We start from the raw sequence: 22939 nt of genomic DNA, 5'->3' as shown, positions 1-22939 counted from the left end.
ATGTCCCAACAGCCCATTCGCGTCGGCGTTGATATCGGCGGTACGTTCACGGATGTCGCCCTCTCCAACGGCGAGGACCTGACGACCTGCAAGGTCCTGACGGATTATGCGCACCCGGAACAGGCCATCTTGGATGGGATGTCTTTGGCCGCGCAGCAGGCCGGTGTGCCCTTGCAAGCCATTGGCCAAGTGATCCACGGGACCACGCTGGTCACCAATGCCCTGATCGAGCGGCGCGGCGCCAAGATGGCGTTCATCACCACGGAGGGGTTCCGGGATGTGATCGAGATGCGGTCGGAGAACCGGTTCGAGCAATATGACCTCAACCTGACGCTGCCGACGCCCTTGGTGCCGCGCAAGGGCCGCCTCACCCTCAATGAGCGGATGGGACCAGCGGGGGAGGTGTTGCTGGCGCTGGACCCCGCTGAGGTCGCGGCGATGGTCGAGACAATCAGAGCGGGCGGCTACGAGGCCGTGGCCATCGGCTTGATGCATTCCTACGCTAATGATGCCCACGAGGTCGCCATGGCTGCGGCGCTCCGCAAGGCGTTGCCGGATGTGTTTGTCTCGATTTCTTCGGTGGTGTCGCCCCAGATGCGGGAACTGCCGCGCTTCAACACGGTGATCGCGAACGCCTATGTCCAACCTCGGGTGGCGGCCTATTTGGGGCGTCTCGTCTCGAGGTTGCGGGCGGAGGATGTGTCGGCCCCGGTATTCATGCTCCATTCGGGCGGTGGGTTGATGTCGGTCGAAGACGCGGTGGAGCAGCCCGTTCGCCTGCTTGAATCCGGTCCAGCGGGCGGTGCGATCTACGCCGCGAATTTTGCCCGGGCCCATGGTTTGGACAAGGTCCTCAGCTTTGACATGGGGGGGACGACGGCCAAGATCTGTTTGATCGAGGAGGGTGCCCCGAAAACCGCAAACACCTTTGAGGTGGCCCGAACCTACCGCTTCAAGAAAGGCTCCGGCATGGTAGTGTCGACCCCGGTGGTCGAGATGGTCGAGATTGGCGCGGGCGGCGGGTCCATCGCCTCCATTGACGCCATGGGGCGGATCCAAGTGGGACCAAGATCGGCCGGGTCGGAACCGGGTCCCGCCTGCTACCAGCGCGGGGGGGCGGAGCCGACCGTGACCGACAGCAACCTGTTGCTTGGCAGGCTTGACCCCGATGCCTTTGCCGGTGGCGCGATCCCCTTGTCGACGGACCTGTCCGACCAAGCGGTTCAAGGGACACTGGGCATGCCCATGGGCATCAGCACGCGCGAGGCTGCGTTTGGGGTGACCGAACTTGTGGACGAAAACATGGCCAACGCAGCCCGTGTCCACACGGTGGAAAACGGGCGCGACATTGAGCACTTTACGATGGTTGGCTTCGGGGGTGGCGCGCCGCTCCATGCCTGCCGTCTTTGCGAAAAGCTGGGGATCCGCGACTTGCTAATCCCACCCGGCGCAGGGGTCGGTTCGGCCATTGGCTTTCTCAAGGCACCGTTCAGCTATGAGGCGACCCAAGGGCTGTTCCAGCGCATGTCCGACTTTGACGCGACCGCCGTCAACGCGATGCTGGCCGACTTGCAGGCGGAGGCATCGGCGTTCGTGCGCTCCGGCGCGGGGGACGCCGAAACCCGGACGCAGCTGACGGCTTTCATGCGCTATAGCGGACAAGGATGGGAAATCCCGGTGCGGCTGCCGCATCGGAGGTTCGCCCCAGAGGACGCGGCCCTGATTTTGGAGGCGTTCGAAGGGGCCTATCGTACCCTGTTCGGTCGCACCATCGAGGGCCTGGCGTGCGAGATCACCAATTGGTCCCTCGTCGTGGCGACCGTCTTGCCAGAGGTGCCCCAGGCCGCGCGATACAATCCCGGCCCGACCGCAGAGCCGTTGCGCAGGCGCCAGGTCTTCGATGCGGCCCGTCGGCAAATGGTGGCGGCCCAAGAGGTCGCGCGCGAAACGCTTACCCCTGGCATCACCTTTGACGGGCCTGCGGTCATCATCGAGTCGGAGACGACGACCATCGTGACCTCGGCCTACCGCGCCACAGGGCAAGGGGACGGCAGTCTGCGTCTGACCCGCAAAGAGGACGCGCCATGACGACGCCCAGCACCATAGACTTTCAGATCATGTGGAACCGCCTGATCGCGGTGGTCGAGGAACAGGCGACGACCCTGATCCGCACGGCATTTTCGACCTCCGTGCGGGAGGCGGGGGATCTGTCTGCGGGGCTCTTTGACCGGCAAGCCCGGATGATCGCCCAGGCCGTTACCGGGACGCCGGGCCATGTGAATGCCATGGCCGAGAGCGTGACGCATTTCGTGACAGAGATCGGCGCCGAGGACATGTTCGAGGGCGATGTCCTCATCACCAATGACCCCTGGCTGGGCACCGGCCATCTCCACGACATCACCATCGTGACCCCTGTGTTCCGCAGAGGCGCGCACATCGGGTACTTTGCCTGCACGGCCCATGTGGTGGACATCGGCGGGCGCGGTTTTGGACCCGATGGCACCGAAGTCTTTGAAGAGGGTCTGCTGATCCCGATCATGAAATTCGCCGACCGCGGGCAGGTCTCGAAAGACCTGCTGCGTCTGATCCGAGCCAATGTGCGCACGCCAGACCAAACCGTGGGCGACATCTATTCCTTGGCTGCGTGCAACGAAGCGGGCGACCGCCGCTTGCAGGCCATGCTGGATGAGTTCGGCATAGATGACCTGGATGGTTTGTCCGATTTCATCATCGAAACCAGTCGGGCGGCCACGCGGGCCGCAATCGCCGCCGTGCCGGACGGGACATTCACCCATACAATGCAGGTCGACGGGTACGAGGCCCCCGTGCATTTGGCGGTTCGCCTCGACATTTCTGGGGACAAAGTGCGGGCCGATTTCGCCGGTACAAGCGGCATGAGCCGGTTTGGCGTCAATTGCCCCGAGGTCTACACCCGCGCCTATGCCTGTTACGGCCTGAAATGCGCGATTGCCCCCCAAGTGCCCAACAATACGGGCTCATTGGAGCCGTTTCACGTTACCGCGCCCGAGGGCTGTATCCTGGCGGCGAAACGCCCGGCGCCGGTGTCCGTCCGCCACGTGATGGGGCATCTGGTGCCGGACGTGGTCCTTGGGGCGCTGCACCAGGCGCTTCCAGACACGGTCCCGGCAGAAGGGGCGTCGGCCCTGTGGAATATCCAGATTTCGTCCCGCGCGTCTGATCCCAACAGCGGTTTGCCCAACCGAGAGGTGCTGATGTTCAACTCGGGCGGCACGGGCGCGCGGGCCGGGGTCGACGGGCTGTCCGCCACGGCCTTCCCGTCTGGCGTCTCAACCATGAGCGTCGAGGCGACCGAGCAGGTCGGGCCGATCATCGTCTGGCGCAAGGACTTGCGCGCCGGATCCGGTGGGGCAGGGACCACCCGTGGCGGTCTTGGGCAAACCATCGAGATCGCGCCGCGCGCGGGCTACGATTTCTATTTCAACGCGATGTTCGATCGGGTCCAGAACCCGGCCCAAGGGCGCAACGGGGGAATGCCGGGCGGTGCAGGTCGGGTGACGCTGACCGATGGGACGGAGCTTCGCGCCAAGGGCCGTCAGTTCGTCAAATCCGGGCAGCGCTTGCGCCTCAGCCTGCCGGGCGGGGGTGGATACGGCCCCCCTGCCGGACGAACCCGCGAACGGATTGCAGAGGACCTGGCCGCAGGCTTTATCACACCAGAGCAGGCCAAGGCCGATTATGGCTATGAAGAGGAATGACTGACATGAGCGATACACCCATTGCCCTGATTTCCGGGGGTGCGCAGGGCATCGGACACGCCTGTGCTGCGGCATTGGCCGAAGACGGCTATAAGGTCATCCTTGCCGATGTTCGCGAAAGTGTCATCGCCGCCGCCGCAGACCTAGGCGGTGCAGGCTACGTCTGCGATTTCGGCGACTCTGATGCGATCCTAGCCCTGTTTGACAGGATCGAAGCTGAGCACGGTCCTGTCAGCGCGCTTGTGAACAACGCGGGTATCGCCCTACCGGGTGACTTTCTGAGCTATGATCTGGAGACCTTCGACAAGGTTCTGGCCGTCAATCTGCGTGGCGTTTTCGTCGCCACCCAGCGGGCCGCGCGGGCCATGGTTGAGAACGGCATCGAAGGCTCCATCGTGAACATGTCGTCGATCAACGCCCAGGTCGCCATTCCCGCGATCCCGGCCTACTGCGCCTCCAAGGGGGGTGTCATGCAGATCACCAAAGTGGCCGCTTTGGCCCTCGCCAAGAACAACATCCGGGTCAACGCCGTGGGACCAGGTTCCATCGACACCGAGATGATGGCAGGCGTGAACGCCAACCCGGAGGCGTTCAAGATGGCCATGTCGCGGACCCCTCTTGGCCGTGCCGGGACTGCTCGGGAAATCGGTGATGTGGTGTCTTTCCTCTGCTCGAAGAAGGCCAGCTACGTCACCGGCGAGACGATCTATGTCGACGGCGGGCGTCTCGGTCTGAATTACGTCATGTCGTGAGAGGTGAGAGGGGCGTTCCGTTTGCTTCGTGAGGGCCAGTGGGGGGGGCGCGTGACGCGCGTCGACACAAGCGTTCCGTCCGCAAGGCTGCGCCACGACCTTGGTCGGATCGCGGTTTGGGCGGACGACGTCACCAATCAGACGAACCTCGACCGGCCCGCCTGAGGCAGCGTCACCAAAGCTTTCAACGGGGCCGAAACCCGTCCATAGCGACCTGAGAACCACGTGAAACTCTGACCCGAGCGGCTCCGCGTCTATCTCTGCGCCAACAGCCACTCCCGGACCGTTTGGTCCGTCGTCAGCTCTATCGCGCGGTCATAGGCCTCGCGCGCATCCTCCGTGCGCCCTGCACGCGCGAGCAGGTGGGCGCGGGTCGCGTGATAGGGTTGGAAGGCATCCAGGGTGGGGGCCTCTATCTTGGCAAGCGTGGTCAACCCCGCGTCGGGCCCTTGCCATTCACCGATTGCTGCCGCTTGGGCCACGCGGGCGCCAAGCGTCGGGGCAAGGTGGACCAGCCCGGCATAGAGCTGGGCGATGGCGGCCCAATCGGTTCTGCCGCTGCGCGCGCGGTCGGCATGGACGGCTTGGATTGCGGCTTCGAGTTGGAAGGGTCCCATGCGTCCCAACCCGCCTGCGCGGCGCAGCAGGTTAACGGCACGGGCCGTGCGGCGCGGGTTCCAGCGGCTTGGATCCTGGTCGGCCAGGGGCACGAAACGGTGGGGGTCTGCGCCCTCGCGACGGGCATGGGAAAAGTTCAACAACGCGGCGAGGCCTAGCGCCTCTGGCTCTTCCGGCAGGGTTTCGACGACGAAATCGGCCAGGTACAGCGCCTCGGTCGCCAGGTCATCGACCAACTCGACCGCCCGGTCCTGGAAGGTAATGGCGTAGGCGCCATAGATCGCCTCCAACACGGCGCCCAAACGGGGGGCGAGATCGTCGGCATCCGGCACCGTGAACGCGATGCGCGCCTCTTTGATCTTGCGCTTGGCCCGCACGAGGCGCTGTGCCAGCGCGGGGGCAGCCATGGCAAAGGCGGGCGCCATGCGGGCGGGCTCCAACCCGATGACGGTCTGGAGCATCAGCGGTGTGCGCACCTCGCGCGCGATGGCCGGATGGGCGCAGACGAACATCAGCTTGAGCCGGTCATCGGGTATGTCTTGCAGCTCCATCGGCTCCTCTCCCTGCTCGGGGGCATCGTCTTCGGCCGTCTCCATCCGGTAGGCCGCGCTCTTCCAGCGGTCGCGCAGGACGTTGCGCGCGGTGGTCAGCAGCCAGGCCTCCGGCGATGATGGGACGCCCCGCGCCTCCCAGGCGGGCAGGGCTCGCAGGCAGGCCTCCGACAGGGCGTCCTCGGCGGCGGCGATGTCGCCGGAGCGGCTGGCCAGGCTTGCCACCAGCCGCCCGTGGTGGTCCCGCACCGCGCGGTTCAGCGCGCTGCGGGGGCTGTCGGTCATGCGCCCTTGCCGTGGCGGTCGGATGCTTCGGGTGGCATGGCCGAGGGGCGGACCTCGATCTTGCCGTATTGGGCCGAGGGGCATTTTGCTGCCCAGTCGAGGGCCGCATCCAGGTCCGGCACATCGATCACGAAATAGCCGCCCAGCTGTTCGCGGGTATCGGCATAGGGGCCGTCCTGCACCTGGCGTTCGCCGGTGGCCAGGCTCAGCACCGTGGCCGTGGCCGAGGGGGCAAGATAGTCGGTGTCCACGAACACACCGGCTTCGCGCAGGGCGCCGATGTAGGCGCCATAGGCTTGCAGGGCGTCGCCCATGTCGGCTTCGGTCATGTGTTCAAAAGCGGATTCGTCGTTGTAGAGAAAGAGCGTATAGCGCATGGAGTCGTTCCTTTGGGTACGTTTGGGTCTGTGGTCTATGGTCTGGGGTTCAATGGTCGGGTTACGCGTCGGCTTGCGTAACCCGTGCGAGGTTGGCGAGGCCTGCGTCAAATGTTCCGCCCACCATTTTGTCCATGAACAGGCCCATGACGCGGCCGATGGGGTTCGCCCCGAAGGCCATGTTCATGCCCCAGGTGACGCGGGTGCCGCCCGCCTCGGGGGTCAGATGAAAAGTCTGGGTGGGCTGGCCCATGGCGCCGAGGTCGATGGCCATGGTGACCGAGCGGTTCTCCTCCACGGCGGCGACGACCTGGCTGCCCTTGCCGTCCTTCCCGTCGAAATCAAAGCCCGAGCCCACGCCGGATGCGGGCCCATGCAGGGCGATCTTCAGGTCCGGGTCCTTGGCGGCATAGGGGTTGAAGCTCTGGTAGCCTTGGTTGGAGGCGATGAGCGCGAACAGCGTCTCTGGCGCGGCGTCGATCACGGCGGAGCGCTCCACATGGACCTGCGCGGGTAGTGCGAAGGGGGCTGCGGCCAGGGCTGCGATGATGGCGGTGGCGGAGGCTGCGATGGTGGCGATGGTCATGGGTCTGTCCCTTTTGGTTGGTCGAAGGCCCGAGCGCCTTCACCCACTAGACGAGCCACGGGGGCGAGGATCGACACATGTGGCAAAGTTTTTTCACGGGAATGGTCATTTTTCTTGTAAGTAGCTAAATTGGTTTATTATTATTCTTTACCCTTTATGCGACTTTATGGAGCGCGACACTCAAATGCCCGGCAAATAGTGCGCTCAAGACCTACCGTGCACCCGCCTCACTACGGTTGTTCGGTCCGGTCGTTTCGAAATCGAGCGCCCTAACCCGTGTGGCCTCTGACTTTCCAACTGCGTCGAACATGTCGTTGGCTAAGCCCATGTGAGCGATGCGCCGAGAGCCTGTTGGGCTGAGCGTCTTTGGCCTTTTTGCGTGCTATCTTTACGCCCTTGAACTCATGCCGCCTGGCCGAACCTTCGCCCCGCTTTCGACGATGATACGACGCGAACGCACAGTACATTGATGCTCATCCAGGGACGGCTGGCCGCGACCAGAATCTAGGATTGCTGCTCCGCAATTTACGCTAGCGCTTAGATGCTGAGCCAACGCAAGTGCTGCACTGGATCTGAAACCTACTCCCAGAAATATTTCGCAAGGCGTCTGCCGCTCAAAAAGGGATGTCTCTCGCCTGTGTCACTGCAACCGCGCTTCGCTCTTCTGAAGAGCGCCTCTCCGTCATGGGCGCGCCTCGTTCCTTGCGTTACTCCCAAAGCGTCGCCTTCCATTCGGACATGCCGCACAACGCAGGGCCAACCGCCACTCCACACCGCATCAGCGTATGTGAACCGGACGGGCACCTTGTGGCGACCGGGCGACAGTTTGCGTGCTGGCAAAACCGGACGCGGGCATTCCGGTGGGGTCGCCTTGTTCCCGGTCTCTCGCGGCTCTACATGCCGAGGATGGTTTCGATGTCCGCTTTCCGATTTCGCCGCCGAGGGCCACGGATCTCCGTAGTGCGCTTGCAAGGGGTTATCGCGGCCAGTGGAGGGCGCGGGGCGCTCTCACTCGCTGGTCTGCGCCCACTTCTGGAGCGTGCCTTCCGCAAGGGAAAACCGGCGGCGGTCGCCCTGGCGATCAACTCGCCAGGGGGCTCGCCTGTGCAGTCGTCTTTGATCGGCAGTCACATTCGCGCGTTGTCAGAGGAAACCTCTGTCCCGGTCCATGCCTTCATCGAGGATGTGGCGGCTTCGGGTGGCTATTGGCTCGCCGCGGCGGCGGATGATATCCACCTCGATCCCAGTTCGGTCACCGGCAGCATTGGTGTCATTTCGGCTGGCTTTGGGTTTCCCGAACTCTTGAGCCGCTGGGGGATCGAACGCCGTGTTCATACCGCAGGCGCCGACAAGTCGCTGTTGGATCCGTTCCGCCCGGAGCGTGACGCCGACATCGTCCGTTTGAAAGAGATCCAGACCAGAATCCACGGCAGCTTCATTGACCACGTGAAAGCGCGTCGCGGGGCCAAACTGTCGACTGACCGAGACTTGTTTACCGGCGATGTCTTCATCGGACAGGAAGCCGTTGACCTGGGCTTGGCCGACGGCATCGGCCACCTTTTCCCGGTGATGCGGGACCGATACGGGGAAAAGGCCCAATTCTCCATGCTGAGCCAGCGCCGCCCGCTGATGCAGCGGTTGGTGCCCGGCGTCTTGGATCAGGCCGTCGATGCCGTCGAAGCGCGCGCGCTGTGGTCGCGATACGGACTCTGACGCGCTGTGCTTCTGAAAATTGTCACATTCTTCCTGATCGGCATGGCCGTGCTGGCCATGTTTGGTCGTCTTCGCTTGCCTAAGATCGGGTCGGGCGCGCGTAAGTGCCCGCGCTGTGGGGCACCGCGTGCCGGTCGTGGCCCGTGTCCCTGCGAACGGCGAGGGTCCGGATGATCCTAGACAGTCTCAGTGTTGTTCTCGGGTTGGTCATCCTGATCTTTGCCGGGGATGCTTTGGTGAAGGGGGCCGTGAACCTGGCCTTGCGGCTGGGCTTGCCGGCTTTGCTGGTCAGTCTGACGGTTGTCGCATTCGGAACCTCCGCGCCGGAACTGCTGGTCAGTGTCGAGGCCATCTTAGATGGTGTGCCAGGGTTGGCGCTTGGCAATGTCGTCGGCTCCAACACCGCGAACATCTTGTTGGTTCTCGGCGTGCCCGCGATCCTGGCGACGCTGCACACGGCCCATTGCGAGACCAGGCGCGATTATCTCTACATGCTTGGCGCGACCCTGTTGTTCATCGCGCTGTGTTTCACGGGTCGGTTGGTTTGGTGGCATGGCGTCATCTTGCTGGCCGCGCTGACTGCGATTTTGGTCGCCAGCTTTCGGTCCTCGCGCAGCGATGATGTGGACGTGGAGGGTGCGGAGCCTGGCCTGCCCGGGTGGCGGGTGGCCGTGTTTCTGGTCCTCGGGCTTGTGGGGCTGCCCCTTGGAGCGAACCTTCTAGTGGACGGCGCCACGAGCATTGCGCGCGCCTATGGGGTGAGCGAGACGGTTATCGGCCTCACCTTGGTCGCCATCGGCACGTCCCTGCCGGAGTTGGCGACGACCGTGATGGCTGCGATCCGTCGCCACGCGGACGTGGCCCTGGGCAATGTCATCGGATCGAACATGTTCAATCTGCTTGGCATCATTGGCGTGGCCTTGTTGGTGGGGCCGATCCCCGTCGATCCATCGTTCCTGAGGTTCGATCTGTGGGTCATGCTGGGGGCTTCGCTGCTCCTGATCCCATTTGTCTTCCTAGGGCAAAATATCACGCGGATTTGGGGCGTGGCGCTGATGGCGCTGTATCTCGGCTATCTTACGAAGGTGCTCATATGAAGGCTTTGGTAACCGGTGCAGGCGGCCGTCTCGGGGCCGTCATGGCGGAAGAATTGGGGCGCTTGGGCTATGATGTGGCGCTTCACTATTCCACGTCCGCCGCTGGGGCGGAGGCGGTTGCGAAGGCCATCACGGGCCACGGGCAGAAGGCTGTGTGCCTCCAGGCGGATCTGCTGGATCTGGCGGCGTGCGATGCCTTGGTGCCACGGGCGGCCGAGGCGCTGGGCGGTCCTCTGACGCTGTTGATCAACAACGCGTCGATCTTTGAGCATGACGACATGCGCACGGCGACCCACGAAAGCTGGGATCGCCACATCGGCTCTAACCTCAGGGCACCGTTTATCCTGACCCAAGCCTTCGCCGCCCAGGCGCCAGAGGCGGAGACCGACGGGCGCCCTCGGGCCAGTGCGGCGATCATCAATATGATCGACCAGCGGGTGCGAAAGCTGACACCCGAATTCATGACCTACACCCTGGCGAAGTCCGCCCTGTGGACGATGACGCAAACGACGGCCCAGGCGCTGGCCCCGGCGATCCGCGTGAATGCCATCGGGCCGGGCCCAACCATGCAGGGTGTTCGCCAAAGCGCGGATCACTTCGCCGCACAGCAAGCCGCCACAGTTTTGCAACGGGGGGCTGACCCCTCGGACATTCTGGAGGCCATGCGCTACCTGATCAGTGCGCCGGCAATTACTGGCCAATTGATCTGCGTCGATGGGGGACAACATCTGGCGTGGCAGACACCGGATGTCCTAGGCGTGGAGTAGCGTTTTAAGGCCCTAGCGAGGCATTTCCAGAAGTTTTGTCCACCAGAGGCCGTTGCAAACGCTGGTCCCAACAAAAGCTGCCGCAAATAGTCCGACGCGACGTAAAGAAAAGAAAAGGTTTTGAAAAAACATGCGGTTGCGGCGGGGCGGTCTGAGCGTACATTGTAACGGTTCCGTGAAAATTCTGAGTGTTTCAAAGGACCTGCTCAATTCGTACCCAGGTTTATCCACAATTTGGAATGGGCTAAGACAGACGTCCAACGTCTTGCGCTCAGCCCCGCTTTGCGGCAGCCGATAGGGAATCCCATGGACCGCTCCGCCGATGACATTGAAACAGGACCGGAGGTTATCAAACGGTTCCTGCGCGGGCTCGACGGCTCGCCCGGTGTGTACCGTATGTTGGACGCCGAAAGCCGTGTTCTGTACGTCGGCAAGGCACGGAACCTGAAAAACCGGGTCGCCAATTATACTCGTCTTCAGGGGCATTCCGGGCGGATTGCGCGGATGATTTCCGAGACAGCCTCGATGATGGTGCTGACCACCAACACGGAGCTTGAGGCGCTGCTCCTGGAACAGAACCTCATCAAGCAGCTTAAGCCGCGCTACAACGTGTTGCTGCGCGACGATAAGTCGTTTCCGAACATCATGATTGGTCGGGCGCACGATTATCCGCAGATCAAAAAGCACCGAGGCCGCAAAGCGGAGAAGGGCGACTATTTCGGCCCCTTCGCCAGTGCGGGTGCGGTGAACCGGGTGCTCAATCAATTGCAGCGGGTGTTCTTGCTGCGCAACTGCTCCGACAGTGATTTTGAGACGCGGACGCGGCCCTGCCTGAACTATCAGATCAAGCGATGCAGCGCGCCCTGCGTTGGGTTCATCACCCCAAAGGATTACGCGGCTTCGGTCGCTGACGCCGAGAAGTTCCTGCGCGGGCAGACCACCGAGATCCAAGAGAAGCTGGCCGATGAGATGGCCAGCGCCTCCGCCGAGATGGAGTTTGAGCGCGCCGCTGCCCTGCGCGACCGGATCAAGGCGCTGACCAATGTGCAATCGGTCCAGGGCGTGAACCCCCAGGGCGTGCCAGAGGCCGATGTCATCGGGCTGCACATGGAGGGCGGGCAGGCCTGCATTCAGGTGTTCTTCATCCGGGCCAACCAGAACTGGGGCAACAGCGACTTTTACCCCCGCATATCCGCTGACAATAGCCCGGCTGAGGTGATGGAAGCGTTCCTCGGTCAGTTCTACGACACCAAAGAGCCGCCGCGCATGGTGCTCCTATCCCATGGGATCGAGGATATGGAGTTGATGGCCCAAGCTCTGTCCGACAAGGCCGGACGGCGGGTGCAGCTTCTGTTTCCCCAGCGCGGCGAAAAGGTTGAACTGGTCCAGGGGGCGACCCGCAACGCCCGCGAAAGCCTTGGGCGCAAAATGTCCGAGAGCGCGACCCAGGCCAAGCTGCTCCGCGGTGTGGCCGAGGCGTTTGATTTATCTAAGCCGCCCGCGCGGATTGAGGTCTACGATAACTCCCACATCCAGGGCAGTTATGCGGTGGGCGCGATGGTCGTTTCGGGGCCCGAGGGCTTCGAGAAGAGCCAATACCGGAAGTTCAATATCAAGGACACGGATCTGACGCCTGGCGATGATTTCGGCATGATGAAAGAGGTTCTCACCCGGCGGTTCAAACGACTGCTGAAGGAAGACCCCGATCGGAAGGGGGATCTCTGGCCCGATCTGCTGCTGATTGACGGCGGGGCCGGGCAAGTGAGTGCCGTGCGAGAGATCATGCGCGATCTGGGTGTCGAGGACGTGCCCATGGTCGGTGTCGCTAAAGGCGTCGACCGCGACCACGGCAAGGAGGAGTTCCACCGCACGGGGCAACGCCCCATGGCCCTGCCGCGCCAGGATCCGGTGCTTTACTTCATCCAGCGTCTCCGGGATGAGGCGCACCGCTTTGCCATCGGCACCCACCGGGCCAAGCGGGCGAAGGCCTTGGTGGCCAATCCGCTGGATGAGGTCGCGGGTGTCGGCGCGACCCGCAAGCGCGCCTTGCTGGCACACTTCGGATCGGCGAAGGCCGTCAGCCGCGCGGCCCTGGCCGATTTGAAAGCCGTGGAGGGGATCTCTGACGCCTTGGCTGAGACGATCCACCGCCATTTTCACGAAAAGGATTAGGCGCGGGGTGAACCTCGCCCTGCGGTGTTTTGCCGGCGTTCGCTGCCTCTGCACTTTTCAAAAGCGCAGAGAGGCGGACCCTACCGATGATCATAACGCTTGAAGACCTAACCCGCGCCTGCCGGACCGCAGGTGCCCTGTGTCTTCCAGCTGAATGTCCCCAGGAAATCCATCATCCATGACGTCGCCGTATCGGCCGACGGCTTTATCGCGGCCCCGACGGTGATGCCTCGGCCTTTCCCATGACGGCCCAATCGTGGACGACTATGCCAAACGGCTCACCGCCTATGGCGCCGTCCTCATGGGCCGCGCGACCTACGACGTTGGGCTGGCCCATGGCCTGCTACCGGGAGCGTCACCCTACCCAGGACTGGCCTGCTACGTCGTCTCACGGTCCCTGCAACCGCTTGAAGAGGTTGGCGACCTCTCCGACTTGGGCGGTACACCCACCCTGCTTCAGCGGGCGGGCAACCGATCTACCTTTGCGGTGGAGGTGACCTGGCAGGCGCCTTGCTTGCTGCCAGATGGATCGACGAAGTCATCCTGAAACGCGCGCCTATCCTGTTGGGGGGAGGCGTCCCGCCTTGGGGTTAGGGTGCGACAGCGATGTCAGGCATCCTACTAGATCGTCGACAACACTGCGGTGGCATCACGTTGCAGCGCTGCGCCTTGCGATCAAGGTCGTGTGCGCGGGGTATGGAATGCCCCGCGCACACCCGCTACACCGGCGGGGATGAGATGGACGGTGCCCAATATCCTGACGGTCTTGCGCTTATTTGCAGCGCCGGGCGTGGCCGTGATGTTCCTATTCTTTGCCCGGCCTTGGGCGGATTGGTTCGCGCTGGTTCTGTTTGTCGTGGCCGCTGTCACCGATTGGTTCGACGGCTATCTGGCGCGGGAGTGGAACCAGGAAAGCCGCTTTGGCGCCATGCTCGATCCGATTGCCGATAAGGCCATGGTGGTGATTGCGCTTTTGGTCATCACGGGATTCTCGGGCATGAATCCCTGGATCCTGCTGCCGGCGACGGTGATCCTGTTCCGGGAGGTTTTCGTCAGCGGATTGCGGGAATTCTTGGGCGCGACCTCCTCCACGCTGGCCGTCACGGCGCTCGCCAAATGGAAGACAACGGCCCAGATGGTGGCCATCGCGGTGCTGTTTTCTACGGGCATCTTTGAGCATCACTTTGCGGAGCGGGTGCATGGCATGGACATGGCCATGGTGGATGCGATCCTCATGGGCGAGGTCGCCGATGAAGTGGGTTTGACGCAGTTGATTTGGGGCGAACAAATCACCTTCCTGGCGGGGACCGTCCTCCTGTGGCTGGCTGCCGCACTGACGGGGATCACCGGATGGGATTACTTTACCAAAGCACGCCCCCATCTGAAGGACAGACCCTCATGACGTTGCAAGTGTTGTACTTTGCTTGGCTGCGGGAACGCATCGGACTCGGGCGCGAGTTGGTCGAGACGAACGCCACAACCATTGCCGATCTGGTCGAAGAACTCCGCGCCCGCGAGGACCGGTACGCCGCCGCCTTTGCCGATATGACGACCGTTCGCGCCGCCCTCGATCAGGAGCTTGTGCCGCTGGAGACGCCATTGGGCAGCGCCCGAGAGGTGGCTTTCTTCCCGCCCATGACCGGCGGCTGACCCGGCTCCGCTGCACGTATGATCCAGGTATGATGACGGTATGATTTCGGGATGACGGATTTCGCCCCACGCATTGTCGTGACCCAAGACGACTTCGATCTGGGTGCCGAGGCCGAGGCACTGGAGGCGGGGCCGGATACGGGTGCCGTCGTCACGTTTACGGGTCGGGTGCGCAACGTGGCCGACGGGCTGCACCATATGGAAATCGAGCATTATCCCGGGATGACGGAACGCGCGCTGACCGAGATTGCAGAGCAGGCGGCGGCGCGCTGGCCCCTGTCGGGGATCACGGTCATTCACCGCTATGGCGCGTTGCGGCCCGGCGCGCGGATCATGATGGTTGCGACGGCGTCCCGGCACCGGGACGCGGCCTTTGAGGCGGCGTCGTTCCTGATGGATTACCTCAAATCCCGTGCGCCGTTCTGGAAGAAAGAAGTGACTGGCGCCGGGGCTGATTGGGTGGATGCCAAAGACTCCGATGAGGATGCGCTGGCGCGGTGGTCTGACACCGGGACCTAATCCGCGCGGTATCTGCTGTTGACGACATGGGTCTTTGGGACACAGGCTTGAGGCTGGTGGGCCATTCTGTCTCTCGGATGTGTGGCCCGGAATTATTGTCCGAAGGTGTCGCGACCTACGGAACGAGGTGCAGATTGGGCCGGCGTTGGGGTGTTTCAGGCGGACCTGCCGTCGCAAGGCTTTGATCCTTCAATTGTAGCGTTTTGGCTGGGGGGGAGGTTTCGACAGCCGGATCTGATGGTCTGCCGCCGTGGCGAAGGTCTCGATTAGCGGAGGGCTTCTTTGGTCGGGCGGCGTTCCGGGCATCAGGCTAGCGGGGTGGCAGAAGGTTGAAAACCTCCGTCGGCCTGCCCTTTGCCACGGGACTGTTCCCCCGCTGAGACCTTTGAGAGCAGTCTCGCACAGCCCATGGAGCAACTCTGCTGCTTCGTACGGTCGAAGGAGACGTGCGGAGGTTACCCCGCCATGGCCAACGTCACCGATGGGCCGCGCGGCGCAACAGCGTCGCCGCATCAATGCCTTGCAAATCGGCGGCAGAGGCCTCGACGCCGTGGTGGGGCACATGGGTCCGGTTGCCCATGCAGCGCATGATGTCTGCCGTCAGGTCTTCGTCCAGCCCGGCCAGGACATCGGGCGCCACAAGGAGGCTCTCTGTCGGGATCCCCTCGGCATAGATGATTTCATGGGCATCGAAGAGCAGATGGACATAGTCCACATGGCCCCCAGGCGCGCGCCAGATCGTCTCGCCATCGACAAGATGACGCGCCCGGATCAGCACCTCGGCCTGCCCGGTGCCGATGGCATCCCGGCGCTGGTAGATGAACAAACGGTGGTCCGGGGAGAGCATCAGATCGTCGGCGGCGTTCAGCGCGCCTGCCGCGATAACAACCGGTGCATTAGACCCTTCGGCGCGGAGCGTCTGCTGCCCAGTCCATCTAATGGGCTGCGGGCCGTGGTCTCGGGTGAGAACGCGATCCCCGGGCGCCAGGCTTTCCACTGGTGCCTGACGGCCGCCCGCCAGGGTAATGCGCGTGCCCCGGGCGAAGCTGACAGAGGCGACGGAGGCCAACTCTCCGGCGACGGGCTCCGATGCCAGTAAGACGTAGTCGTCGGACGGTGACAGTGGCCCGAGCGGGGCCGCCACCCGCGACCCGTCAAGCTCCAGCACCAAAACCTCCACCCCGGCGCCACGGCTGCCCATCAACTGATGGCGCGCAAGGGCCGTGACGGGCTGGCCCGCCGTGCCCACGGAACTGCCCGCTGCCACGGACGGGGTGCCAGGCGCCCCGGTCAGGATCAACTCCCGCGGTGATGCCGACGGATCGAGCGTGTAGCAATCGCCCGCGACCACCTCGGTGAGATCGCCGATGGGATCGCCCATCAGCGCGCCGGTCTCGACCGACAGGGCCTCGGCTGGGAATACGGTGCAGCGGCTGAGGCTGGCGAGGGGTAACGGGGCACTGGTCATCTGTACAGTTTTTCCGATCGTCGCGGCGAAATCGAGACCCCAGGGCGGCGCCTTCGCGGCCTGTCTGCGCCGCGATCTGCATTTCCCGATGGTCTTTGCCACGGGGGATGTTACCGAAAGATGAAGAAGCTGAGGAGGCGGAACATGGATCTTGGGATCAAGGGGAAGCGCGCGTTGGTCTGCGCCTCATCCAAGGGGCTGGGGTTTGGCTGTGCGGAGGCCCTGGCGGCGGCGGGTGTCGATCTGGTGATGAACGCTCGCGGGGCTGAGACGCTGGAGGCGGCGGCCGCTGATCTGCGCGCGCGCTTCGGCGTTGCCGTGACGACCGTGGCCTGCGATGTGACCACGCCCGACGGACAGGCAGAGGTTCTGGCCGCGGCGGATGGCCCGGACATCCTCGTCACCAATGCGGGCGGGCCGCCCCCTGGGCTGTGGTCCGATTGGGCGCGGGACGATTTTATCGCGGCGCTCGACGCCAATATGCTGACCCCCATCGCGTTGATGACGGCGTGTCTGCCCCCGATGCAGGCCCGAGGATGGGGCCGCGTGGTCAATATCACGTCCCAGTCCGTGAAGGCGCCGATCCCGCAGCTTGGCCTGTCGAATGCGGCGCGGACCGGGCTGACGGGCTATGTGGCCGGTACCGCACGTCAGGTCGCACCCGACGGTGTGACCATCAACAACCTTTTGCCGGGGATCCATGACACAGATCGGGCCACCGCGCTCGATACCGGGGTGAGCACGGCCCAGGGGATCACCATGGACGCGGCACGGACCCAGCGGGAGGGGACGATCCCCGCCCGTCGCTACGGCACCGCTGCCGAATTCGGGGCGACCTGCGCGTTCATGTGCTCGGTCCACGCAGGGTTCATGGTTGGGCAAAACATCCTGCTGGATGGGGGCGCGACGAACGCCACGATTTGACCACTATCCTCTGCGCAGCGCGGTTCAGACCCGCGCCGCACGCAGGCGGTAGAGGGTCAAACCCGTGACCAGGGCTGCTGCGGCGGCGGCGAAGAGGCCGGTCGTCGTGGCGCCGTTTTGAACGGTCACGGCGATCAAAGCCCAGACGATGGCCGCGCCATAGGCCGGGGAAGGCACGCGGCTGAGGATCCAGGCCGCGATGGCGAGGCCCAGGGTGAGCGCGGCGATGGCCCATCCTTCGGGGCCGAACGGGGGCACGCCCCAGCCCGCTGTGATCAGGCCGACCGAGACCGCCGAGGCCGCCGTCAGCCACCCGGCATAGAGACCAATGGCGCCCCGCAGGAGGTAGCGATCCGCCGCCGGGCTGCGGAGCAAAGCGCCCAAGGCCCCAACCAGCATCACCCAGATCAGGGCCGTCGCCCAAAGCGGTGACAGGACCGCCACCGGCAACCAGATGGCGCCCACCCCGAGGCTGAGCAGAAGCGGGAAACGGGGTGCGTCCCACTGGGGGGACTCGGCCCGCTTCCAAAGGCCGTAGGCCGCCGAGACGAGCAGCCAGAGGTAGATGATGCCCCAGATGGAGAAGGCATAGCCAGCAGGTTGAACAGGGGGATTGTCTAACGGGACGGGAAATTGGTCGGGCTCATACCCGCCAAAGCCAGGCACCAGTAGGGGTGAGGCAGCGAAGGCGACGGTGGCCAGGAGGACGAGGAGGGCGCGAAGACGCATGGTCGGGGCTTTCTGTGATGTTCCCAACAGATAGCGGTCGCTCCGATTTGGACCAGCCGCCGCCCCTTGGTCTCAACGGGCTTCGTCGCAGCGGGGGGCGCGACGCAGGCCCCTGTGCTTGGATCGTCAAACCCGTGGTTTAGGCCCCGGTGCGGACCCGCGTGTCAGGTCCCGAGGGCCTTCACCAAAGCCGCGCGGAGGCTGTCATATTCCCGTTGCGGGATGCCGGTGAGGGCCTCCGCACGGTGACTTGGCACGTCTTGGTAGCCCTCTGGCGCGGCGAAGCGCGCGCCTGGTGCGGTGAATTGACTATCCGTCAAATCAACCCGCCGCCCGTCGATCCAATTGTAGTAGTGCCAGACATCCCCCAGCAGGGTCCTGCGGATCTCTCCACCGAAGAGGTCATGGACGACGGCTGCCGTGACATTGCATTGGCCCGACGCGGGGTTGTCCGCTGTCCATTGAACCGCCGTCGCCAGGGACCACGCGCTGGGCAATGCGGCGCGGAGGCGGGCCTCATCGAAGGGGCCCACCTCTGGGGCAGCGTCGCTCATTCGGACCAGCTGACCCCGGTGAGGTCGTTGGCCTGGGTCGGCGCATTCTCCCACAGCCCTTGGATGCGGGCATCGGCGACACCTGTCTTGGCCAGTTGGAACAGGTAGCCATTGACGTAGTCGTCCGCGATGATCCGCTGCGCCTGGGCCAGCAGTTCCGACCGCATAGCCGCGTCGGAGGTCACGCCGATCTTGTCCATGAGCGCCTGGAACGCGGCATTGTCATATTGGAAGTAATACTCCGGCCGGGCGTAGATGTTGATGTCGGCCGGTTCCGTGTGGCTGACGATGGTCATGTCGAAGTCTTTGCCGCGGAAGACCTGCTCCAACCACTGGGCCCATTCCAGGTTCGTCACTTCGGTCTGGATCCCGACCTCGCGCAACTGGCTTGCGATGATCTCACCCCCGCGCCGCGCATAGGACGGCGGCGGCAGCATCAGACGCAGGGTCAGATCCTCGGCACCCGCCTCGGCCAGCAGGGCGCGGGCCTTTTCGGGGTCATGGGCCGACCCGGCGGTCAGATCCACGTAATCGGGGTTGTGGGGGGCGAAATGGGTGCCGATGGGTGTGCCATAGCCAAACATCGCGCCATCGATGATGGCCTGTCGGTCGATGGCATGGGTGATCGCTTGGCGGATGCGAACGTCCGAGAGGGCTTTGTTGTTCATGGCGAGGATCGTCTCGCCCTCGGTCGAGCCGACGATGACCTCAAACCGGGGATCAGCGGCGAAGCTTGCCAGCGTCTCTGGGGCCGGAAACACAGGGAAGGCGTCGATATCGCCGGCCATCATGGCGGCGAAGGCGGCATTCGGGTCCGAGATGAATTTGAACGTCGCGGCGGTCAGGGCCGGGGCCTCACCCCAATAGTCTGGGTTGGCCACCAGTTCGACCCGGTCTCCCTGAACCCATTGGGCCAATTTGAACGGGCCGGTGCCGACGGGTTGGGTGGCATTGGTGTCCGCGCTTTCAGGGGCCACGATCACCGCATCGCCCCAGGCGAGGTTGAAGCCGAAGTTGCCGTTCGGCTCCGCCAGGGTGATGCGGACGGTGTGGGGATCGACGGCTTCGACGCTTTCGATGCCGTCGAACAGGGCCTTTTGGGCATTGGTGCTGTCTTCGGCGCGGGCGCGGTTCAGGCTGAAGGCCACGTCGGCGGCATCAAACGGTGTGCCATCGTGGAACGTCACACCCTGGGCCAGGGTGAAGGTCCAGACGCGCCCATCGCCGCCGGTTTGCCAACTGCGGGCCAGGGCAGGCTGCACGGAGCCGTCGGGGCCAAAGCGGGTCAAACCCTCGAAGACATTGGCATAGACGACCTCATCAATGGCTGCCGCGGCCCCCCCGGTCGGGTCGAGGTTTGGCGGCTCCAACTGCATGCCGATGGTGATGTCGGTTTGTTGGGCCAGGGCTGTGGTGGCGGTCAAGGCCAGGACGGCGACGGATCGTGTGAGCATGGGGGTCCCTCCCAGAGTTTGGGCCAGCGTATCCGGGCGAAGGGCGCAGGGGCAACCCGATCAACGGACGCGCGGCCTCAGAGAGGTGACCTGGGGCGAGGACCGCCGGTCTATGGCAAGGACTGGGCGTAGCCTGCCACGATCTCCACCATACGCTCGGTGGAGAGGATCGGGGGGAGCAGTGTCAGGAAGCCGCCGGCCCCATCCATCACGTAGATATGGGACCCATGGGTGTAGACGGTGCCCCCCAAAGGTTCCTCAAAGAGGGCCGTGCGCTCAACGTGGAACAGCGCGCGGACCTCGGCCAAGTCCGCCTCGGAGCCGGTGAGGCCGGTCAGGCCCGGCGCGTAGCTCGCCAAGGCCGGGCCCATGGTTTCGACCGTGTCACGGGTTGGGTCGACGGTGATGACCAAGGGGGTCGTTTGGATACCCTGGTCAGACAGGCTCGCAGACACTTCTGACATGATCGGCAGGGCGACCGTGCAAATGGCCTCACAATTGGCATAGCCAAAGAAAATCAGTTGCAGGTGTCCGTCCGGATCGGCCTCGGTCCGAATGGCGCCATGGTGATCCGTCAGCGCATAGGCGCCGCCGAAGTTTGTGGGGAACAGGCTGTCGGGGAGGTCAGCGGCCGCCAACGGCGTGGCGACAGCCAGGGTCAAAGCCAGAGCGCGCAGCACGTCAGAACCAATCGGCAATGAAGGCGGCATCCGCCTCGGCGCCCAGACCCAGGTAGCCTTCACGCTCGATCTCAGACAGCACGCGCGGATCCCGGCGGAACCAAGGGCCATCGCCTGCGGCCTCCGGGTGCCGGGTGGCCCAATCCTTGGTCCATTGGTTGGCGCGGCGCCACTCGCCGCCCTCGGGGCGGATGCGCTGCACCAGATAGACGTTGACGGCGCCAATCTCAGGATCGTCGATCATCAGGCCGTCGACCTCGACCGTTTGGCCGCAAAAGGGCGCGAGTTCGACGGCGGCGCCGGTAAACGCGGGTTGGCCATTCTTGAGCGGAAAGACCATGGCGCCATCGGCCTCGCGCAAAAGGACCAATTGCTGGCGTCCGCCGCCACAATCGGGGGTGCATTGGCCCGCCAACTCGCACAGCGGGTCGGTGACCGTGGCCGTGAAGCGCGCCGGGACCTCGGCATAGAGGTTCCAACTGCGGGCCTCGGACCCTTCGGAGAAATCCTGTGCTGCCAGCGGGGCCGCGATGAGCGAGCAGAGCGCTGCGAAGAGCAGATGTTTCATTGGGCGGCCTCCTCTGGGATGGCGAAGCCGGGGATCACGCCAAAGTCGTCATGGGTCTGCTCCACGATGTCCTGGTCCGCCGTGATTGTCTCAACGATCAGGTAATTCAGCCCATCGCGCTCATAGGCCATGCCATCGGCCGTGATGGTGTGCGAGGCGATATGGAGGTTCGTATCGCCCCCGGCGCTGGCCGGATCAGCTTCCATCTTAAGCACCATGTAAACCGTGCCCTCTTCGGTCAGCAGGCCCACGGGGATCCCGCCCGCGCTGCACCACAGGGCACAGGTATGGTGGGCCGAGCCTACCACCGCGTCGGTCGGTCCCATCACACCGGAAAAGTAGCACCAGGTGTCGATCACTTCGCCCGTGACTTGGATACGCTCGCCCGAGGCGGCGAGGCCCGCCTGCGGCAACGCCAGGGCTGCGATGAAGAGGATATGGCGCATCTTTGTCACGTCTCCCTTACTGATAATATGTCAATTATTGCCGTCTAGTGCCGCCCTGGCAAATCACAATCGACCCCAAGGAGAGTGAAAGGAACCTGCCGCTACCTCTGGTCGAGGCCATCAAGGTACGTCTGCACTGCGCTCTGCACATGGCGAAACCGGTCGCCACCCAGGTGCTTGCCCCCGTACCACCGTGTGACGATGACCACATGGTCGCGCAGATCCGCGCGGTCCAACATGCGCAAGATGACCATGCCCGCGCCGGATTCCCCGTCGTCGTTCTTGATGGGCGTCTGTCCTGCCCAAAGTCCCCAGGTGTTATGGGTTGCCTTGGCGAATTTCTTGTCCCGACACAGCGCCTTGACCACAGCCTTTGCCTCGGCCGCGGTGCGGGCGGGCGCGCCGGTGACCGCATATCGGCTGCCCCGGTCGTTGATGTCCAGTGTAAGGGTGCGCATCGGGCCGTCCTGGGGGTGGTTCTTGGTTTTGGCAAGGCGTTGCCCGCCGGCGCAACATGTCTGCCTGCGTCACGGAATATCTGCCGCACGCAGGGTCCCATAATGTCCCGCTTGCGGCAGTCGGATGACTTGGGTCGGTCCGGCAATGGCCCGCGACAGGGCGTCCGACATCTCGGGCGGCGCCCAAGTGTCGTGCTCTCCGTGCCAGAGCGTGACGGGGCAGGTGACCCGCGCAAGGTCGGCGCTCCAGTCCTGGACGTAGTGCCCGACCCAGGTGCGGTAGCCCCTGCGATTGGCGCAATAGCTGTTGTTGAGGGCGGCGATCAGGACCTGCGACGCGGTTTGATCGTCTAGCAATGCCTGCTCGGAAGGGTGGGCAGAGGCGAAGAGCTGCCGCAAGAGCAGCCTTGGCCTATGCTTCGCAAGGGCGCCCTGGGCGTATGTCAGTGCCCGAAAGAGACCGGGGGCATGTGTCGCAAGTCTGAACACTGGGGCCCCGGCCATGCGGGACAGAACGTCGGCGAGCGGCAGGGGGGCCGCCGCTGAGATCAGGGTGATCCTAGCCACGTTCTGCGGATACCGTGCGGAGTATCGCAAGGCCACCATCGCCCCAAGAGAGAAGCCGATAAGGTGGAGCGGGGTCCGCCCATCGCCTCCAACGTTGCAGTCATGCGCGAAACCCTGAAGTGGATCAGAACCGGAGTGGGCAAGCAGGTTCGGGGCATAGATCGACTGTATGTCGGCACGGGGCAGCAAGCGGACATCCTGCGGACTGCCGGGAATGCCATGGCAGAAGACCTTTCTGGCCGGTCTGTCATCGGTCGCAAGGGTCAT

General features: G+C 64.1%; 25 protein-coding genes. 13 read left to right on the top strand and 12 right to left on the bottom strand.

What is annotated here, in order from left to right:
• The 3 genes from K5R33_RS04375 to K5R33_RS04365 are packed head-to-tail and all read left to right on the top strand — an operon-like array spanning position 1 to position 4489.
• Positions 1–2088 carry a hydantoinase/oxoprolinase family protein gene (locus K5R33_RS04375; RefSeq protein ID WP_220747735.1) on the top strand — a complete coding sequence of 696 codons (2088 nt, stop codon included), beginning with the start codon at positions 1–3 and terminating at the stop codon, positions 2086–2088.
• Positions 2085–3737 (top strand): hydantoinase B/oxoprolinase family protein, encoded by a 1653-nt coding sequence (locus K5R33_RS04370; RefSeq protein ID WP_220747734.1) that lies wholly within the window; start codon positions 2085–2087, stop codon positions 3735–3737. Before K5R33_RS04375 ends, K5R33_RS04370 begins: the two co-directional genes overlap by 4 nt.
• A gap of 5 nt (positions 3738–3742) precedes the next feature.
• On the top strand, positions 3743–4489 hold the full coding sequence (locus tag K5R33_RS04365) for an SDR family NAD(P)-dependent oxidoreductase (protein WP_220747733.1): 747 nt from the start codon (positions 3743–3745) through the stop codon (positions 4487–4489).
• A gap of 254 nt (positions 4490–4743) precedes the next feature.
• On the opposite strand, the gene K5R33_RS04360 is transcribed toward K5R33_RS04365, so the two are convergent.
• The 3 genes from K5R33_RS04360 to K5R33_RS04350 all read right to left on the bottom strand — a co-directional run bounded on the left by K5R33_RS04360 (position 4744) and on the right by K5R33_RS04350 (position 6906).
• On the bottom strand, positions 4744–5943 hold the full coding sequence (locus K5R33_RS04360; protein WP_220747732.1) for an RNA polymerase sigma factor: 1200 nt from the start codon (positions 5941–5943) through the stop codon (positions 4744–4746).
• Entirely contained in the window at positions 5940–6320 is a 381-nt protein-coding gene (locus K5R33_RS04355; RefSeq protein ID WP_220747731.1) for a YciI family protein, read from the bottom strand. Before K5R33_RS04355 ends, K5R33_RS04360 begins: the two co-directional genes overlap by 4 nt.
• Positions 6321–6381: 61 nt before the next feature.
• On the bottom strand, positions 6382–6906 hold the full coding sequence (locus K5R33_RS04350) for an SRPBCC family protein (protein ID WP_220747730.1): 525 nt from the start codon (positions 6904–6906) through the stop codon (positions 6382–6384).
• A 915-nt stretch (positions 6907–7821) separates the two neighbouring features.
• Here K5R33_RS04350 and K5R33_RS04345 point away from each other — a divergent pair.
• The 9 genes from K5R33_RS04345 (at position 7822) to moaE (ending at position 14824) form a co-directional block, all read left to right on the top strand.
• A complete protein-coding gene (locus K5R33_RS04345) occupies positions 7822–8619 on the top strand; it encodes a S49 family peptidase (RefSeq protein ID WP_220747729.1) in 798 nt (265 codons plus the stop codon).
• A gap of 170 nt (positions 8620–8789) precedes the next feature.
• The gene (locus K5R33_RS04340) at positions 8790–9716 is read left to right on the top strand and encodes a calcium/sodium antiporter (protein WP_220747728.1); all 927 of its coding nucleotides are present in this window, start codon (positions 8790–8792) and stop codon (positions 9714–9716) included.
• The gene (locus K5R33_RS04335; protein ID WP_220747727.1) at positions 9713–10483 is read left to right on the top strand and encodes an SDR family oxidoreductase; all 771 of its coding nucleotides are present in this window, start codon (positions 9713–9715) and stop codon (positions 10481–10483) included. The genes K5R33_RS04340 and K5R33_RS04335 overlap by 4 nt, the downstream gene beginning before the upstream one ends.
• 306 nt (positions 10484–10789) lie before the next feature.
• A complete protein-coding gene (uvrC, locus tag K5R33_RS04330) occupies positions 10790–12655 on the top strand; it encodes an excinuclease ABC subunit UvrC (protein ID WP_220747726.1) in 1866 nt (621 codons plus the stop codon).
• Positions 12656–12911: 256 nt separating this feature from the next.
• On the top strand, positions 12912–13202 hold the full coding sequence (locus K5R33_RS19000) for a dihydrofolate reductase family protein (protein ID WP_255576028.1): 291 nt from the start codon (positions 12912–12914) through the stop codon (positions 13200–13202).
• Positions 13166–13249: a hypothetical protein gene (locus tag K5R33_RS19220; protein ID WP_373314134.1), complete on the top strand. Its 84-nt coding sequence runs from the start codon at positions 13166–13168 to the stop codon at positions 13247–13249. The genes K5R33_RS19000 and K5R33_RS19220 overlap by 37 nt, the downstream gene beginning before the upstream one ends.
• 139 nt (positions 13250–13388) lie before the next feature.
• The gene (gene pgsA, locus K5R33_RS04320; protein WP_220747725.1) at positions 13389–14057 is read left to right on the top strand and encodes a CDP-diacylglycerol--glycerol-3-phosphate 3-phosphatidyltransferase; all 669 of its coding nucleotides are present in this window, start codon (positions 13389–13391) and stop codon (positions 14055–14057) included.
• Between the two features lie 2 nt (positions 14058–14059).
• Positions 14060–14305, top strand: coding sequence for a molybdopterin converting factor subunit 1 (moaD, locus tag K5R33_RS04315; protein WP_220747883.1), 246 nt, complete (start codon positions 14060–14062; stop codon positions 14303–14305).
• 51 nt (positions 14306–14356) lie between these two features.
• On the top strand, positions 14357–14824 hold the full coding sequence (gene moaE / locus K5R33_RS04310; protein WP_220747724.1) for a molybdopterin synthase catalytic subunit MoaE: 468 nt from the start codon (positions 14357–14359) through the stop codon (positions 14822–14824).
• A 475-nt stretch (positions 14825–15299) separates the two neighbouring features.
• On the opposite strand, the gene K5R33_RS04305 is transcribed toward moaE, so the two are convergent.
• Positions 15300–16292 carry a Hint domain-containing protein gene (locus K5R33_RS04305; protein WP_220747723.1) on the bottom strand — a complete coding sequence of 331 codons (993 nt, stop codon included), beginning with the start codon at positions 16290–16292 and terminating at the stop codon, positions 15300–15302.
• Between the two features lie 144 nt (positions 16293–16436).
• Here K5R33_RS04305 and K5R33_RS04300 point away from each other — a divergent pair, with 144 nt between their 5' ends.
• Positions 16437–17216: an SDR family oxidoreductase gene (locus K5R33_RS04300; protein ID WP_220747722.1), complete on the top strand. Its 780-nt coding sequence runs from the start codon at positions 16437–16439 to the stop codon at positions 17214–17216.
• A gap of 24 nt (positions 17217–17240) precedes the next feature.
• Here K5R33_RS04300 and K5R33_RS04295 read toward each other — a convergent pair whose 3' ends face one another.
• From K5R33_RS04295 to K5R33_RS04260, 8 genes are all read right to left on the bottom strand, one after another.
• The gene (locus K5R33_RS04295) at positions 17241–17945 is read right to left on the bottom strand and encodes a TspO-related membrane protein (RefSeq protein ID WP_220747721.1); all 705 of its coding nucleotides are present in this window, start codon (positions 17943–17945) and stop codon (positions 17241–17243) included.
• A gap of 164 nt (positions 17946–18109) precedes the next feature.
• Positions 18110–18499: a YunG family protein gene (locus tag K5R33_RS04290; RefSeq protein ID WP_220747720.1), complete on the bottom strand. Its 390-nt coding sequence runs from the start codon at positions 18497–18499 to the stop codon at positions 18110–18112.
• The gene (locus K5R33_RS04285) at positions 18496–19953 is read right to left on the bottom strand and encodes an ABC transporter substrate-binding protein (protein ID WP_220747719.1); all 1458 of its coding nucleotides are present in this window, start codon (positions 19951–19953) and stop codon (positions 18496–18498) included. The genes K5R33_RS04290 and K5R33_RS04285 overlap by 4 nt, the downstream gene beginning before the upstream one ends.
• 110 nt (positions 19954–20063) lie before the next feature.
• Entirely contained in the window at positions 20064–20651 is a 588-nt protein-coding gene (locus K5R33_RS04280; RefSeq protein ID WP_255576029.1) for an SCO family protein, read from the bottom strand.
• Positions 20635–21201 carry a hypothetical protein gene (locus K5R33_RS04275; protein ID WP_220747717.1) on the bottom strand — a complete coding sequence of 189 codons (567 nt, stop codon included), beginning with the start codon at positions 21199–21201 and terminating at the stop codon, positions 20635–20637. Before K5R33_RS04275 ends, K5R33_RS04280 begins: the two co-directional genes overlap by 17 nt.
• Complete coding sequence (locus K5R33_RS04270) at positions 21198–21647, bottom strand: hypothetical protein (RefSeq protein ID WP_220747716.1); 450 nt, start codon at positions 21645–21647, stop codon at positions 21198–21200. Before K5R33_RS04270 ends, K5R33_RS04275 begins: the two co-directional genes overlap by 4 nt.
• Positions 21648–21748: 101 nt before the next feature.
• Positions 21749–22105, bottom strand: a complete 357-nt coding sequence (locus tag K5R33_RS04265; protein WP_220747715.1) for a YigZ family protein — start codon at positions 22103–22105, stop codon at positions 21749–21751.
• A gap of 69 nt (positions 22106–22174) precedes the next feature.
• Positions 22175–22939 carry an alpha/beta fold hydrolase gene (locus tag K5R33_RS04260; protein WP_220747714.1) on the bottom strand — a complete coding sequence of 255 codons (765 nt, stop codon included), beginning with the start codon at positions 22937–22939 and terminating at the stop codon, positions 22175–22177.

This window comes from Jannaschia pagri (assembly GCF_019655435.1).
GTDB lineage: Bacteria > Pseudomonadota > Alphaproteobacteria > Rhodobacterales > Rhodobacteraceae > Jannaschia > Jannaschia pagri.
Note: the sequence above shows the minus strand (reverse complement) of the source record. Positions and strands in the feature narration are given on the sequence as shown.

What these genes read in the sequence shown, in the direction of transcription:
- K5R33_RS04375 (WP_220747735.1), top strand. Translation starts at nt 1, where the DNA reads ATGTCCCAACAGCCCATTCGCGTCGGCGTTGATATCGGCGGTACGTTC.
- K5R33_RS04370 (WP_220747734.1), top strand. Translation starts at nt 2,085, where the DNA reads ATGACGACGCCCAGCACCATAGACTTTCAGATCATGTGGAACCGCCTG.
- K5R33_RS04365 (WP_220747733.1), top strand. Translation starts at nt 3,743, where the DNA reads ATGAGCGATACACCCATTGCCCTGATTTCCGGGGGTGCGCAGGGCATC.
- K5R33_RS04360 (WP_220747732.1), bottom strand. Translation starts at nt 5,943, where the DNA reads ATGACCGACAGCCCCCGCAGCGCGCTGAACCGCGCGGTGCGGGACCAC.
- K5R33_RS04355 (WP_220747731.1), bottom strand. Translation starts at nt 6,320, where the DNA reads ATGCGCTATACGCTCTTTCTCTACAACGACGAATCCGCTTTTGAACAC.
- K5R33_RS04350 (WP_220747730.1), bottom strand. Translation starts at nt 6,906, where the DNA reads ATGACCATCGCCACCATCGCAGCCTCCGCCACCGCCATCATCGCAGCC.
- K5R33_RS04345 (WP_220747729.1), top strand. Translation starts at nt 7,822, where the DNA reads ATGTCCGCTTTCCGATTTCGCCGCCGAGGGCCACGGATCTCCGTAGTG.
- K5R33_RS04340 (WP_220747728.1), top strand. Translation starts at nt 8,790, where the DNA reads ATGATCCTAGACAGTCTCAGTGTTGTTCTCGGGTTGGTCATCCTGATC.
- K5R33_RS04335 (WP_220747727.1), top strand. Translation starts at nt 9,713, where the DNA reads ATGAAGGCTTTGGTAACCGGTGCAGGCGGCCGTCTCGGGGCCGTCATG.
- uvrC (WP_220747726.1), top strand. Translation starts at nt 10,790, where the DNA reads ATGGACCGCTCCGCCGATGACATTGAAACAGGACCGGAGGTTATCAAA.
- pgsA (WP_220747725.1), top strand. Translation starts at nt 13,389, where the DNA reads ATGAGATGGACGGTGCCCAATATCCTGACGGTCTTGCGCTTATTTGCA.
- moaE (WP_220747724.1), top strand. Translation starts at nt 14,357, where the DNA reads ATGACGGATTTCGCCCCACGCATTGTCGTGACCCAAGACGACTTCGAT.
- K5R33_RS04305 (WP_220747723.1), bottom strand. Translation starts at nt 16,292, where the DNA reads ATGACCAGTGCCCCGTTACCCCTCGCCAGCCTCAGCCGCTGCACCGTA.
- K5R33_RS04300 (WP_220747722.1), top strand. Translation starts at nt 16,437, where the DNA reads ATGGATCTTGGGATCAAGGGGAAGCGCGCGTTGGTCTGCGCCTCATCC.
- K5R33_RS04295 (WP_220747721.1), bottom strand. Translation starts at nt 17,945, where the DNA reads ATGCGTCTTCGCGCCCTCCTCGTCCTCCTGGCCACCGTCGCCTTCGCT.
- K5R33_RS04290 (WP_220747720.1), bottom strand. Translation starts at nt 18,499, where the DNA reads ATGAGCGACGCTGCCCCAGAGGTGGGCCCCTTCGATGAGGCCCGCCTC.
- K5R33_RS04285 (WP_220747719.1), bottom strand. Translation starts at nt 19,953, where the DNA reads ATGCTCACACGATCCGTCGCCGTCCTGGCCTTGACCGCCACCACAGCC.
- K5R33_RS04275 (WP_220747717.1), bottom strand. Translation starts at nt 21,201, where the DNA reads ATGAAACATCTGCTCTTCGCAGCGCTCTGCTCGCTCATCGCGGCCCCG.
- K5R33_RS04270 (WP_220747716.1), bottom strand. Translation starts at nt 21,647, where the DNA reads ATGCGCCATATCCTCTTCATCGCAGCCCTGGCGTTGCCGCAGGCGGGC.
- K5R33_RS04265 (WP_220747715.1), bottom strand. Translation starts at nt 22,105, where the DNA reads ATGCGCACCCTTACACTGGACATCAACGACCGGGGCAGCCGATATGCG.
- K5R33_RS04260 (WP_220747714.1), bottom strand. Translation starts at nt 22,939, where the DNA reads ATGACCCTTGCGACCGATGACAGACCGGCCAGAAAGGTCTTCTGCCAT.